Source organism: Ruegeria sp. AL1, from assembly GCF_056540905.1.
Genome location: NZ_JBQFXP010000001.1, coordinates 401,368 through 415,931, shown reverse-complemented (window position 1 = coordinate 415,931; position 14,564 = coordinate 401,368). Strand labels below are relative to the sequence as shown.

The window sequence follows — 14,564 nt, the reverse complement described above, 5'->3', positions numbered from 1 at the left end:
CAAAAATGTAAAACCGTCAAATTAAGGTGTTAAATGGTTCGATTTTGACGGCGTGAACTCGTGAATTGAATAATTTAATTACGTTCGGATTATAGCGGAAAGTGCAAATTCCAGCAATAGAATGACCGAGAAATCCCCACTGATTTAGAACTTTTGGTTAGGTCAATAATCGACAACCTCACCATAACATAATGAAATAAATGCATTTATTTCCTGGTTATTGTTTCCAACTGGTTCAGGGTGGATTTTGACTGCAGGAATTCAGGATTATCTGAAAATATTATTTAAAAACAGCAATATAGATCACACTATCCTTTCTTCCAGCTAGGCACATCGTACCGCTGCTGCAACGATGGTCGGGCTTCAATTTGCGAAGCTCCGAAATCCTGACGTGCCCATGTCCTGCATATTTTTGCGGAAATCGAGTGGCCACGGAATCGGCTTGGCCGGGAAAGGAGGTGGCGACTGATCACAATCTAATACCCTTCCGCATAGCTGTCTTTTCTGACGCTATCTGCGGTCTCTTCTGTTTCAACCGCGCTGAATACCGCTTTGTAGATGAATGGCGGTGGGGCGCCTGAATAATGGAAATTAATTATGAGACGCAATACCAATAATACCAATGTCACAACCGTTGATGAAGTGAACATCGAACAGCTGGATTCAAACATTGAAGCTGACATTGATGTGGCAGAAGCTGAAATTGATGCAGACCTGACTGAACAGGACCAGCAGCAACAGCAGCAACAGGACGTCGAAAACTCAGCAAATAACTCAGATTCACAAGCTCAGGATCAGGGCCAGGAGCAAGGTCAGGACCAGGATCAGGGCCAGGATCAGGACCAGTCCCAAAGCCAGTCGAACAATAACGGCGGTGACGACAGCAACACCAATGACAACTCGAACAGCAACGCGGTCAATATTGACTTCGGTGGTGGCGAGTGGATTCCGCGTGATGATGACAAGGTCGACGTGGACATTACCGACGCGGATGTGGGCGATGTGATCACCGCGGGCGATGACCTGAACTATGATCCGGGTGATGATCTGAATCTGGACATCTCATTGGATGGTCCGGGCAACGACATGTCATCGATCAACAATCAGGTGGCGAGCCTGGAAGACAATGACCACCTTGGTTCAGCGTCAGTCGCCAATAACGGCGATTTCCAGCAGAACGGCGATGCAAATGGCGGTAACGCACATGCGGCCGAAGGCATTTCTGCTGGCGCGGCAGGCGGTGCTTCCGGAATGGGTGGCAGCAGCTATGGCGGCGACGCGGATGGCGGCAAGACCTATGGCGCGGATGCCGATGGTTCAAGCGGTGATACCGGTGATGCAAATGCGGACGCACAGGGCGGCAAAGGCGGAAAATCCGGCAATGCTGACAACTCGAGCGACGTAGATTCGAACTCGGATTCGGCTGCGGATGGATCCAGCACCGGCGGTGATGGCGGCGACAGCGACAGCGACTCGTCCTCGGATAACGCGACCGACAGCAGCAACTCGACCGACAGCGCGACCGGCGACGGTGGCAGCAGTGAATCCTACGGTTTGGGTAAAGGTGTTGCCGACTCGCAAAGTGACTCGGGTGCCTATGCAGACGGTGGCGACAACGACACGTCCGCCAAGGCCAAGGGCAACGGCTCGACCGACAATGATGCAGACGCATCGGGTGCAGATGGTGGAGACGCTGATTCAACCACGGATGGTTCGGCGGACAACACCACCGACAATAACACCGAAGCCAATGACAATGACGCCGGTGACAACACTGCGGACGGTACCGGAACCGGTACATCCGACAGCAACGCGTCTGGCGACGGCGGCGACGGAAGCGGTGGATTCTCGCGTCTGGTCGAAGAAGCGATCGCTGAATTGCAGCGTGAACTGGCCGGTGAAGGTGGCGAGGAAGAAGCGCCTGGTGAAAGCGATGGCGGTGCCAATGCGGAAACCGATGGCGACAACACCTCGACAGGTGGTGCAGGCACCGGTGGTGCTGGCAACTCCGGCAGCTCGGCTGCGGATGCAGACGGCCAGGGTACAGGTGACCAAAGCGCGTCGGGACCGGATGTTGATCAGATGTCTGGCGACTCGAACGGTTCTGCAGCAAACGCAAGCGACTCTGACGCCGATGGCGGTGACGGTGGTTCGAACGCTGCGAATGGCTCTGGTGACGGTACGGGCACGGGCACTTCGGCGGCGGACGGCGCAGGTGGTGCAGGTGGTACCGGCACGGCTGATTCCGACTCGACCGCGAGCGGCGCGGGTTCGGGGGCGTCTGACTCGGCCGGTGGCGACAGCGGTGCGTCGGACGTGTTCTCGGAAACCGACACAGATGGTTCCGCAGACAGCCTGGCCGAAGCGATTGCCGGTTACGGCGGCGCATCTGCCTCGGACAACGACTCGAATTCGTCTTCGTCCGGTGCAGCAGACGGCACAGCGTCCAGCGGCAACACTGGCGATGGTGGTGCAAGCGCATCCAACGGCGGCACCAGCGGCGGCTCGATGAGCGACGTGATGGCTGGCGACACGATGGGTGGCGACACGATGGGCGGAAGCTCGGCGGGTGCCTACTCGGGTGACGGCGGCGCAGGCGGCAACGCCGGTACATGGGGTTCGAACAACGGTGGCGACGGTATCGTCAACGGTGAATCCTACGCGTCGGCAGCGGCGGTTGTGGACACGGCGGCCTTTAACCAGTCGATCGTCATGGGTGCCAACGTGCTTGGTAACTCGGTCGATACGACCATGGTTGGTGGTTCGATGACGTCTTCCTACGCCAGCGACGACACCGAGGTCTAAGACCTGTGAAGGGGCGGGGCGCATTTTCGCCCCCTCCGTACTGATTGAAAACGCCGGGGCCGCATTCCGTGGCCTCGGCCCAGCACATCCTGAACCGGAAATTTCAGGCCGGCCAAGGGAGTAAAGGATCAAAGACATGTCGCTCGACAGTGTTACCGAAAAGATTGCACACTTTATTGGGAATTTTGATCTCACGATTGAGCAAGCCCGGCTGAGGGACCAGTACGAAGAGTTCACGGCCTTGCGGCGGAAGCTGGAGCTGGAAGAGCTTGAAGATCCGTACAGCATCAATGTCAAAGCGGATCTTGAGCTGGACCCGGGTCGTTACGATCCACTGCCTTACAAATTCCAAGCGCCGAGCGACAACAGATTTGAAGCCCAGACCCCGGGTGGGCCGGGCCCCGCACCTGAAATCGTGGTTCTGGCACCGCCGCCACTGAATGATCCGCTGCCGGATACCGATATTCCGACTGCAGCGATACCCAACGTCATTTTCCTGCCGCCGCAGATCATCACGGACCTGATCGGATCAGCGATCACCTATACGTTCCAGTCCATTTTCCTGCGCGACAATGACACGATCGGAGAGGGGGATTTCCGGGACGCGGACCAGTTGATGGCGATGGCCGAGGCAGCGGCGCAAATCGCATTGTCGCTGCACGCGTTGCCGGTTCCGTCATTTTCACTCACGGACTACCTTTCGGCCGAATATGTTCAGTCGCTGGCCGATGCGATGCTGTCGCCCAATACGGTTGAAATGGATGGTGTCACCGTTCATCAATTCCACGGCGAAGACGCAATGGGCATTATCGTCAACGGCCAGCGTGTGGATGAAGCGCCCGAGTGGCAGGACCTGCTGCCTGCCTACCACCAGCCTGAAGAGGTTGACGAAGACGAAGCGCCCGACCCGTACCCCGCCGAATGGGATGAACGGACCGACAACGAGTTCGGCGAAGGGCATACGGTGGTCGCGGGTGGAAATCTTGCGATCAACGAAATGGCGGCGACCATCGCATGGGTCGACGCGCCCTATATCGCTGTTGGAGGCCAGGCCATCAATCTGACGCTGATCAGCCAGGTGGCGTTGGTGTCTGATTGGGATCAGGGTGTTTCGGGCTCGGGCACGGATGTTGTTCAGTCGGCCGAGATCACGGTTGAGCAAAAAGGCGCGCCGTGGCTGGATGGTGGGTCAGGTCAACCCACGACTATGACCGTAGACTGGATTACCGGTGATCTGGTGGTGGCGAATTTCGTCAAGCAAGAGATCGACGCCACGGATATCGACCACATCCAGGCCGAGATTTCGGCTGAAACCACATTGTATGCCCTAGGCGATAACCAACTGACCGATGTGACAAATATCGTTCAGTTGGGCACTTACTACGACCTGATCATGATCGGCGGCGACATGATCTCGGTGGATATGCTGCATCAGACACTGGTGTTGCAAGACGATGACATCGTCACTGGTGGAATGTCCACGCCGGTCGGGGGTGGGGACGAAAACCTGCTGATGAATCAGGCTGTGGTCAAAACCGAAGGCGAAGACACTCACGGGACGCTCGACAACTCGATGGCTGACGCGATTGCGCTGGATGGCATGGATGTCGGAGGGCTGGAAGATGCGCTGCTCAACGATCCGATGTTTGCCGGAATGGAGCAGATGCGGGTGCTGAAGATCGACGGCGATCTGTTGCAGGCCAATATCGTCGACCAGGTCACGAAACTGGCCGATCAGGACGATGTACATCTTTCCGGTCCGAACGCCGCGCTGACTGAAGTGTTTGCCGGTAGCAACGCGTTGCTGAATGCGGCCAGTATCACCAAGGCGGGCATAGACTCGAATGTCATGGCAGCAGACGGATCGTTTTCTGATCTATTACTGCATCAGGCCAGCCTGGTTGATGCGCCAGATATGCCGGACAATCCTGAAATGCCCAACGAAGCGATTGCCCTTTTGATGCAAGAAGCTGACATGCCGGGCAATGAACAGGCAATTGGACCGAAAGGTCAGGACCTGACTCCAAGTGAAATGGCAAATACCGACGGCCTGCAAACCATGCTGGCCTGATTTCCCTTTAAGTTACGAGTGACCCGATAGGTTTGTTTCATGTCGATTGTTTTTTCGTCTCGTCGCACCCGTTTTGCCAGTCCGTTGGACCGTCAGGGGGGCGGGGCAACACTGAACCACAAGGCCAAAGACCGGTTGGATGTTCAAGTAAAGACTGACAAACCCGGGGCGGCGCCCCGATTGCGGCTGACCAAGGAGATGTGCGTGTCGAAACCCGAGCGTTGCCCGACAGCCGCTGCTGAAATTGTGCCCGACGAACCGACGCATCCTAAAAAAACCGGTGCGTCGGCAAAGACGACGAAACCACAGCGTGCTAGCTCTCCCCGCAAGCGCGCGACATCGCAGCCCGTGCAAGACAAGGAATTAGCGGGCCGTGATGCTGGGGTGGCCGATACCTCACCTCCGGATCGTGAGACCACTGACCAATCGACTGCGCGCATGACCCCCTCAGCGGAGCCGGTTGGTAAAGACCGCATGGGCACCACGATCGAGGCGAAGGCAAATCAGCCGTTGATGCGCCCGGGTTCCGGTGGCGGCGATGGCAAAGGGCCACCCCAGACGTTTCACAAGCGGACCCCGCCCGAGGATTTCCAGAAAACCCTGCGCGTGTCACTACGTGCGATCTGGCGCAATCTGACCTTTGTGCTGGTGCTGACCTGCGCCACCAATATCCTCATTCTTGCGATCCCGATCTATCTGTTCCAGATCAGCGACCGCGTGCTGACCAGCCGGTCACTGGACACGCTGATCATGCTGACGGCGATTGTCGCGGGGGCCGTGATCTTTCAATCCGCCTTTGATGCGGTGCGCCGGTTCATGCTGATGCGCACAGCGGTCGAAGTTGCCGCCCGCCTTGGCGCTCCGGTGCTGAGCGCGGCAGCCCATGCGTCGCTGCACGGGAACGGGCGCGAGTATCAGACGCTGGGCGATTTGCAGCAGGTGCGCGGCTTTTTGGTCTCGGGGACGTTGATATCCTTTCTGGATGTGCCCTTTGCACCTTTGTTCATCCTGATGATCTTTCTGGTACATCCGCAGCTTGGCATGATCGTTGTTGTCACTGCGCTGCTGTTGATGATCATCGCACTGGTCAACCAGAAAATGACGGCCAAGCCCTTTGCCAAGGCCAATCATGCGCAGGCGATGGCCAACCAGCATCTGGATTCGATGTCGCGCAATAGCCAGATCATCAACGCATTGGCCATGATCCCCGAGGCGGTGCGCATCTGGGGCCGCGACACGGCGCAATCGCTGACCTGGCAGGTGCGCGCGCAGGATCGTAACGTGATCTTCGCTGCGATCTCGCGGGCCATACGCCTGCTGACCCAGATCGGCATTCTGGGATGGGGCGCTTATCTCGCGCTGCAGGGCGAGATCACAGGCGGCATGGTTATCGCGGCATCGATCATCGCGGGGCGTGCGTTCGCCCCGATCGAAGGATCGATTGAGGGCTGGAACACTTTCCTGCTGACACGCGGCGCATTTGGCCGGATCAAGGCGCTGTTATCCAACTCGGCGCTGCAATTCGAGAAGCTGCGCCTGCCGCGACCCGAAGGGCGTCTGGATGTGGAGCGTCTGCTTTATGTTCCCGGCGGGACCAAACGCGTGGTGCTGAACGGGATTTCCTTTGCCCTGAACCCGGGTGAGACGCTGGCCGTTATCGGCAATTCCGGTGCGGGCAAAACAACACTGGGTAAAACGCTTGTGGGGTCGATCCTGCCGACGTCAGGCTCGGTACGGTTGGACCTGATGGACATCCGCAACTGGGATCCGCGCCAGTTTGGTGAAAGCATTGGCTATCTGCCGCAGGATGTGCAGCTGTTTCCCGGCACGATCAAGGACAATATCGGACGTATGCGCGACGATGCCACCGACGAGCAAATCCACGATGCCGCCGTTCTGGCCGATGTGCACAATATGATCGCAACCCTGCCGCAAGGGTACGAGACCGTCGTCGCCGCGGATGGGACGCCTCTGTCCGGTGGACAAAAACAACGTATCGCACTGGCGCGGGCGTTCTTTGGCAACCCCAAGATGGTGGTTCTGGACGAACCGAACTCGAATCTTGACGTGGCAGGAGACAAGGCGCTGGCCCGCGCGATTGAACAGGCGAGGGAAAGCAAGATCACCGTGGTCGTCATCACCCAGAAACCGACCCTTCTGAACGTGGTGGACAAGATCATGCTGCTGACCGATGGACGGGTTGCGCTGTTTGGTCAGCGCGAACAGGTGCTGCAACAACTCAACGGTCCGCGCCCAAAGCCCGAGCTGCAGGGCAAGGAGGGGTAAGCGATGAATGAACTGGTCCAATCCCGGGAACCGACCCTGTGGTATTCCGAGGTTCCGCGCTCGATCAATCGGCTGATCGTTATTGGCCTGGTCATGCTGTTGGTCTGCTTCGGCGGGTTCGGCATCTGGTCTTTCCGCGCTCCGCTGGCGGCTGCCGTAATCGCGCAGGGCAGCTTTGTCGCGACCGGTCGCAACAAGATAGTGCAGCATCTGGAAGGTGGCATCATCGAGGACATTCTGGTCAACGAAGGCCAATCGGTTCAGGCCGGCGAAATTCTGATGACGCTGGACCAGACCTCGGCCGAGGCCAATGAACGCGAGCTGTTTATCCGCAAAATCCGCCTTCAGGCTATGACGGAACGTCTGTTGGCCGAGCATAGTGAACAGGAACGCCTGTCCTTTTCATCTGCTTTGATCGAGGCCTCGGACGATGTCGAGGTGATGACCATTCTCGACAGTCAGAAGCTGAGTTTTGACGTGTCGCGCAAGACGCTGATGAACGATATCGCCTTGCTGGAGCGAAATATGGAAGCGCTGCGCATCCGCGCCTCGGGGTTCGAGGCGCAGCTGGCCAGCATGGAGCGGCGCGCCGATATCCTGCAGGAAGAATTCGATACCAAAGAGGCGCTTTTTGACAAGGGTCTGGTGCGTAAAGGTGACCTGAATACGATCCGCCGGGTTCAGGCCGAGGCGGAAGGGCAACTGGCCCGGCTTCAGGCTGAAACGGCCGAGGTTAACCAGATGTTGCTGAAATACGATGAACAAATCCTGCGCACCCGGTCCGCCTATCGCGAGGCCGCGCTGGATGAGCTGGGCGTGATCGAAGCCGATCTGGAAAGCGTCCGCGAAAAGGCCCGTCAGGCCCGCAGCGTTCTGGATCGCGCCGTTGTTCGTGCGCCGGTGACCGGTACGGTGGTGCGGCTGCATCACCACACCCCCGGCGGCGTGATCGAAACCGGAGAGCCGATTGCCGAGATCCTTCCTGCAGACGCGCCTCTGATCATCGAAGCGCAGATTCCGCGAACCGATATCGACAGCGTGGTCACCGGGCAGATGGCGACCGTCAGGCTGGTGGCGCTGAACCAACGCACGACCCCTGTATTGGAGGGCCAGGTGTTCTATGTCTCGGCTGACGCATTGCTTGAGGATTCGGCGGGTATTCCGCAAGAGGTTTATCTGGCCCGGATTTCCTTGACCCAAGACGAGATGGAGCGTGTTCGGGGCTTTGTGCCGACGCCCGGTATGCCCGCGGAGATCATGATTCAAACCGAAGAGCGCACCTTTGCCGCTTATATCGCCAAGCCGGTGGTGGACAGCATGTCCCGGGCCTTCCGCGAACATTAGGTCGCGGGCGACGGGGCTACACCTTCCAAATTTCGCATGTTAGATTTCTGTCAGATCATGACAGGAGATGAATACATGCCGTTGACCGTCAAGGCCATGATGGAAGCCGCCAATGCCGTGGTCCCGCGTCTCGATGCGGCGCGCGCCCGCGAATTGATTGGGCAGGGCGCATTGCTGCTTGATGTGCGCGATACACCCGAGTTGGACCGGGCCGGGCGCGCGGCTGGATCACATCACATTCCACGTGGCATGCTGGAATTTCGCGCCGACCCGGACCTGCAATCCTATGATCCCGAACTGCGCAAGGACCGCGTCATCATCCTGCACTGCGCTTCGGGTGGTCGCGCGGCACTGGCCGGTAAGTTGTTGGTGGATATGGGATATCCGCAGGTCTACAATCTGGGTGGTTTCGCGGATTGGGTAAATGGCGGCGGCGAAATCGTTGAACCGGTTGATCCGGGAATGTGAACCCTGAACTGACACAGGTCAAAGCACATCACATTCTGTTACTGTAATGTGAAGGCCAAACATTAACAGACAGGATACCGGCCATGCTACGCCTTGCCGCCACGCTTTATTCTCTGATCGCGACCGCCTTTGCCGGAAGCGCCGTCATCGCCGTGCTGGCGGCGGGGCTGGTTACGGCGATGGCCATTGTCTGGGCGGCAGTCGTGGGGGCTGTGGTTGCTGCCCCGGTCTCGTGGTTGGTGGCCAAACGGCTTTACAACGGGACCTGATCAGGCATTCAGAAACGCTCTGACAGCGGCTTCGAACTCGCGGGGTTTCTCGGCATGCAGCCAGTGCCCTGCGCCCGGGATTTTCGCAAAACGTGCTGACGGAAACAGCGCGCGGATCGCTTGGCGGTGTTCAGGTTGAACATAGTCTGAGGTTCCTCCCGACAGAAACAACGTCGGTCCGTCCCACTGGGTTTCGACCTTTGGGAAGCTCATGATTTTGGGCATCTCGTCGGCCAGAACGTCCAAATTCAATCGCCAGCGCTTGCCTTCGACATCCAAGGATTGGGTGAAAAAGCTCTGCAGGGCTTTTTCGACCCCGAGATCGGCCAGCTGCGTCTCGGCGTCCGAGCGGCGCTCGACACTAGACATATCGACGTTGCGCATAGCTTCGATAAACTGAATCTGACTATGGCCATAGGTCACAGGCGCAATGTCGGCCACGACCAGTTTGTTGACGCGGTCCCCATGCGCCAGCGCCAGCATCATCGAGGCCTTGCCGCCCATGGAATGTCCGACCACATCTGCCTTGCCGCCCAGACTATCGATGACCTCGACCAGATCCTGCGCCAGATGCGGGTAGTCATGCTGCGCGTCCCAGAAGCTGTAGGCATGGTTGCGCATATCCACCGCAATGACCTGACGTTCATCCGACAGGCGTCGCGCGATCACGCCCCAGTTTCGGGCCGAGCCGTAAAGCCCATGCGCAATCAAAAGCGGGGGAAGATCGGTCGGGTCGCCATGGATGATCGTATTCAGCATAAGCCTGTGATACTCGCCGTCGCACGGAACAACCAGCCCCATTGTCGCACGCGTTGTGCAAGGGTACATTGCCGCGTCAGGAGGGGCCAATGGCGCAGGAAATCGATATCCAGACGCAGATCGCGCAGACCATTGGTTTGCTGCGCAAAAAGCTGGGGGTGAAAGACAAAACTCTCACTGCCTCGGTCCGGCGCGCCAAACGGCGGTTGCCGCGCAAGATCTATAAACAAGCCATGGTTCTGGCCCGGGCTGAACAGATGGCCGAACACCCCAAATTGCAGTTGCTGCTGGATATGCCGCGGCTCGAAAAAGCCTCGAAAGACGTGCAGGGGCACCTGAACGCGATCAATCTGGCCGACCGGCGCTGGGGGTGGTTTCTGAGTTTTCTTGGCTCGCTGGCGCTGGGGCTCCTTGCGCTGGCGGCGTTGGCGGTCATTGTCCTGCGCTGGCGCGGGTATATCTGACACGGCCCCAGCAAAAGAAAAACGGCGCCCCTTGAGGCGCCGCATTCTAATTCAAAATCCGAGACGGATCAGAGATTCGGATAGATCGGGAAGCGCGCGCACAGCTCGGCGACTTCCGCCTTCACCTTCGCCTCAACCTCGCCGTTGCCCTCTTCGCCATTGGCGGCCAGACCGTCCACAACCTCGATGATCCAGTCGGCGATCTGACGGAACTCGGTCTCGCCAAAGCCGCGGGTGGTCCCTGCGGGCGAGCCCAGCCGGATACCGCTCGTGATGGTCGGCTTTTCCGGGTCGAACGGCACGCCGTTCTTGTTGCAGGTGATATGGGCGCGGCCCAAGGCTTTCTCGGTTGCGTTGCCTTTGACGCCTTTGGGGCGCAAATCAACCAGAACCACATGGGTGTCGGTGCCGTGGGTCACGGTGTCCAGGCCGCCTTTGATCAGCTGATCCGACAGCGCCTGCGCGTTGGTCACGACCTGCTTGATATAGTCCTTGAACGCGGGCTGCAGCGCCTCGCCAAAGGCCACGGCCTTACCGGCGATCACATGCATCAGCGGGCCGCCCTGAATGCCGGGGAAGATGGCCGAGTTCACTTTCTTGGCGATATCCTCATCATTGGTCAGGATCATGCCGCCACGCGGACCACGCAGAGTCTTGTGGGTTGTGGTCGTTGCCACATGTGCGTGGGGGAACGGCGAGGGGTGTTCGCCTGCTGCAACCAGACCTGCAAAGTGCGCCATGTCCACATGCAGATATGCGCCGACCATATCGGCGATTTCGCGCATCCGGGCGAAATCGATCTGGCGCGGAATGGCCGAGCCACCCGCGATGATCAGCTTGGGGTTATGCTCTTTCGCCAGTGCCTCGACCTGATCATAATCCAGCATGTTGTCCTGCTGACGTACGCCATATTGCACCGCGTTGAACCACTTGCCCGACTGGTTCGGACGCGCGCCGTGGGTCAGGTGACCACCAGCGTCGAGGCTCATGCCCAAGATGGTGTCGCCGGGCTGGATCAGCGCCTGGAACACGCCCTGGTTCGCCTGAGAGCCCGAGTTCGGCTGCACGTTGGCAAAGCCACAGCCAAACAGCTCTTTCGCGCGGTCGATGGCCAGATTCTCGGCGATGTCGACGAACTGGCAGCCGCCATAGTAGCGACGGCCGGGATAGCCTTCGGCGTATTTGTTGGTCATGACCGAGCCCTGCGCTTCCATAACGGCGGCAGAGACGATGTTCTCGGACGCGATCAGCTCGATCTCGTCGCGCTGACGGCCCAGTTCAGATGTGATCGACCCGAATAGCTCGGGGTCACGATCCGCGAGGGACTGGGTGAAGAAACCGGTATCACGAAGGTTGGCGTTCATAATGGCTCCACAGGGCTGGGGTATATATGGCGGATTTCCTATCGGAAACCGAACGACCGAGAAAGGCTGTAAAGCGACGAATTGGTTCGCTGCGGCGTCAACTCTGGTGAAATGCGGAAAGGTGTGTTTGTTTCGGAACCAAATGTATTGCACCGGAAACCGGAAATGATGACCCAGAGAATCGCTTTTCTTGCCAGCGAGGCCAGCGTCGCCCAAAGCGCGCGCGACGCTTTGGTTTCGCGTTACGGAAATGCAGCCCCGCGGGATGCAGATGTGGTGGTCGCGTTGGGAGGGGACGGGTTCATGCTGCGCACTTTGCACAACACTCAGCATCTGAACACGCCGGTCTACGGTATGAACCGTGGAACGATCGGTTTTCTGATGAACAAGTATGAAGAATTGGACCTTCCAGCCCGGCTTGCCGCCGCCGAGGAAGAGGTCATCAACCCGCTGATCATGACCGCTATGGATCAGGCGGGAAAAACCCACGAGGCGCTGGCGATCAACGAAGTCTCGCTGCTGCGGGCAGGGCCGCAAGCCGCGCGGCTACGGATCAGTGTGGATGGTCGTGTCCGTTTGGCCGAGCTTGTCTGCGACGGGGCGCTGTTGTCCACGCCTGCTGGCTCGACCGCGTATAATTATTCTGCCCACGGCCCGATCCTTCCGATTGGCGCGGATGTTCTGGCCCTGACGGCAATTGCTGCATTCCGTCCGCGCCGCTGGCGGGGGGCCTTGTTGCCGAAAATCGCTCAGGTGCGGTTTGACGTGATCGAAGCAGATAAGCGCCCTGTGATGGCAGACGCGGATTCCATATCAATTCCCGACATTGACTGGGTCGAGATTCGCTCGGAACCCGCGGTGCGCCATCGCATCCTGTTCGACCCCGGTCACGGCCTGGAAGAGCGTTTAATTTCCGAACAATTCACATAAATTTCTTCTCAAATGAAAAATTCCAACGCTTGTGTGATCCAGTTCACAGGCAACTGCATCTCCCTTTGGTAGGGTCAACTTGTCCGGAGATCACGCCAAGGTGGAAGTGAGTGGCCATCAAACGGTGTTTTCGAAATGATTGCGCAGTTTACGCGCTGGCGAGGGTGGGTGGTGCCACGCTTGTCATCAAAAATCCGGGCTTATTTTAGCACGTGGACCCCGGGCGCAATAACCCGGGGTCTATTTTCTTTGCTGTCAGGTCTTGGCCATTTGGTCCCACAGCACCGGAGCCATCTGTCCCACACGATCTTCAATTGCGATGGCCGCATCGACAGCCAGATCCTCGCGCCAGCGCCGGGCGGCAATCTGAATGTTGATCGGCTGAACGCCACCGGGCAAGGTCGCAAGGCGCGCGGGCACGCTGGCCGCTGGAAGGCCGATGAAATTCATCGCATAAGAATAAACGGCACAGCCAAGAACCTCGTGCACGCCTTCAGCTCCTTCGGTGTCTCTGTCCGGTCTAAAGAAAGGCTGTGGCAAAAAGGGCGACAAAACCAGCGGATACTCTTCCATAAACAGAGACCACTCGCGCGCGTAATGGCTGCGTTGCGCCATTATCTGGATCAGTTCGGTCCCGGTTATGGGCGGAAACTCCTGAAAGTAGACCTCAAAGATATTCCGGATCGTCTGTGACCCGGCCGCTTCGATATCACCCTTGAGAAGCGTCAGAACCTCGCCCATCAGCGCGCGGTATCCCGAACGTCCACAGTCGAACACGTCCGGCGGATCGGTTTCGACCACATGATAACCCGCGTCGATCAACGCGTCCCGCGCAGCCTCCAGTGCCAGATCGACTTCGGGATGCAGGTCGTATCCGAACGTTTCCCGCGTGAAAGCAACCTTTAGCGGCGCATTCAGTGCCGGGCCGCGCCACGCCAAAGGGACATGGAACGGGTCGCGCGGGTCGGGCGCGATCAGACTGGGCATCGACAGATGCAGGTCCTTTGCCGTTCGGGTGATCAACCCCTGAACCGACATCGATTGTGCCAGCAACCCGCGCTCGGTGGTCTGGCTCGGGTTCCACGCGGGTACGCGTCCAAGACCCGGTTTGACGGTAACCGCCCCATTGGCCGCCGCTGGGAACCGCAGACTGCCGCCAATGTCATTGCCATGGGCCAGCGCACCGATCCCGGCCATGACGGCCGCCCCGGCACCACCCGATGACCCACCCGGAGAGATATGCCGCCCCCACGGATTATGCGTGCGGCCATAGAGCGGATTGTCCGTATCTGCGCGGAACGAAAACTCGGGCGTATTGGTGCGCCCGATCACAACGGCCCCGGCCTTTTGCAGATTGCGGACCAATGGTGCATCATCGGGTGCGATCACATCTTTCAAGGCCACAACACCGTTCGAGGTCGCATGACCTCTCTGGTCCACATTGATTTTGATCGTGACGGGCACACCATGCAAAGGGCCTGGCTCGGTTCCCTGCACCATGGCGTGATCCAGATCGCGAGCGCGGGTCAACGCCTCGGCACTCAGGTCCTCGACAACCGCGTTGAGGTCCGGGTTGACCGCATGCATGCGATCGGTCGCAGATTGGACAGCTTCCTCGGCGCTGATGTCCCCAGCTCGGGTCAGCGCAGCCAACTCCAAGGCACTTAGCCGCCAGATGTCACTGTTGCTCATGATCGTCCTCCCGGCCTCAACCTGCGGCGGAAGGGGCCCGATGGCAAGAGCTGCAATCCCAGAACAGGGATCCTCCTTCATCTGGCTCAAAATATCCCGGAGCGCGAGGCAG

The 14,564-nt window shown here is 58.7% G+C and carries 11 protein-coding genes; 8 read left to right on the top strand and 3 right to left on the bottom strand.

Annotation, left to right across the window (positions count from 1 at the left end):
* The first annotated feature begins 597 nt into the window (after window positions 1–597).
* From ACRZ9X_RS02085 to ACRZ9X_RS02060, 6 genes are all read left to right on the top strand, one after another.
* Entirely contained in the window at window positions 598–2,805 is a 2,208-nt protein-coding gene (locus tag ACRZ9X_RS02085; protein WP_480515701.1) for a hypothetical protein, read from the top strand.
* Window positions 2,806–2,941: 136 nt separating this feature from the next.
* On the top strand, window positions 2,942–4,876 hold the full coding sequence (locus tag ACRZ9X_RS02080; RefSeq protein ID WP_480515700.1) for a type I secretion protein: 1,935 nt from the start codon (window positions 2,942–2,944) through the stop codon (window positions 4,874–4,876).
* A 39-nt stretch (window positions 4,877–4,915) separates the two neighbouring features.
* Complete coding sequence (locus tag ACRZ9X_RS02075; RefSeq protein ID WP_480515699.1) at window positions 4,916–7,162, top strand: type I secretion system permease/ATPase; 2,247 nt, start codon at window positions 4,916–4,918, stop codon at window positions 7,160–7,162.
* A 3-nt stretch (window positions 7,163–7,165) separates the two neighbouring features.
* The gene (locus tag ACRZ9X_RS02070) at window positions 7,166–8,506 is read left to right on the top strand and encodes an HlyD family type I secretion periplasmic adaptor subunit (protein ID WP_480515698.1); all 1,341 of its coding nucleotides are present in this window, start codon (window positions 7,166–7,168) and stop codon (window positions 8,504–8,506) included.
* A 75-nt stretch (window positions 8,507–8,581) separates the two neighbouring features.
* Window positions 8,582–8,974 (top strand): rhodanese-like domain-containing protein, encoded by a 393-nt coding sequence (locus ACRZ9X_RS02065; protein ID WP_480515697.1) that lies wholly within the window; start codon window positions 8,582–8,584, stop codon window positions 8,972–8,974.
* Window positions 8,975–9,057: 83 nt separating this feature from the next.
* Complete coding sequence (locus ACRZ9X_RS02060; RefSeq protein ID WP_480515696.1) at window positions 9,058–9,243, top strand: hypothetical protein; 186 nt, start codon at window positions 9,058–9,060, stop codon at window positions 9,241–9,243.
* Here ACRZ9X_RS02060 and ACRZ9X_RS02055 read toward each other — a convergent pair whose 3' ends face one another.
* Entirely contained in the window at window positions 9,244–10,044 is an 801-nt protein-coding gene (locus tag ACRZ9X_RS02055; protein WP_480515895.1) for an alpha/beta fold hydrolase, read from the bottom strand.
* Between the two features lie 47 nt (window positions 10,045–10,091).
* Between ACRZ9X_RS02055 and ACRZ9X_RS02050 the strand changes: the two genes are divergently transcribed.
* Window positions 10,092–10,466: a hypothetical protein gene (locus tag ACRZ9X_RS02050; protein ID WP_480515695.1), complete on the top strand. Its 375-nt coding sequence runs from the start codon at window positions 10,092–10,094 to the stop codon at window positions 10,464–10,466.
* 68 nt (window positions 10,467–10,534) lie between these two features.
* Here ACRZ9X_RS02050 and glyA read toward each other — a convergent pair whose 3' ends face one another.
* Window positions 10,535–11,830: a serine hydroxymethyltransferase gene (gene glyA / locus ACRZ9X_RS02045; protein WP_480515693.1), complete on the bottom strand. Its 1,296-nt coding sequence runs from the start codon at window positions 11,828–11,830 to the stop codon at window positions 10,535–10,537.
* Between the two features lie 168 nt (window positions 11,831–11,998).
* Here glyA and ACRZ9X_RS02040 point away from each other — a divergent pair, with 168 nt between their 5' ends.
* The gene (locus ACRZ9X_RS02040; protein ID WP_480515894.1) at window positions 11,999–12,760 is read left to right on the top strand and encodes an NAD kinase; all 762 of its coding nucleotides are present in this window, start codon (window positions 11,999–12,001) and stop codon (window positions 12,758–12,760) included.
* A 255-nt stretch (window positions 12,761–13,015) separates the two neighbouring features.
* Here the strand turns inward: ACRZ9X_RS02040 and ACRZ9X_RS02035 are convergent, their stop codons facing one another.
* The gene (locus ACRZ9X_RS02035) at window positions 13,016–14,452 is read right to left on the bottom strand and encodes an amidase family protein (protein WP_480515691.1); all 1,437 of its coding nucleotides are present in this window, start codon (window positions 14,450–14,452) and stop codon (window positions 13,016–13,018) included.
* Between the last annotated feature and the right edge of the window lie 112 nt (window positions 14,453–14,564).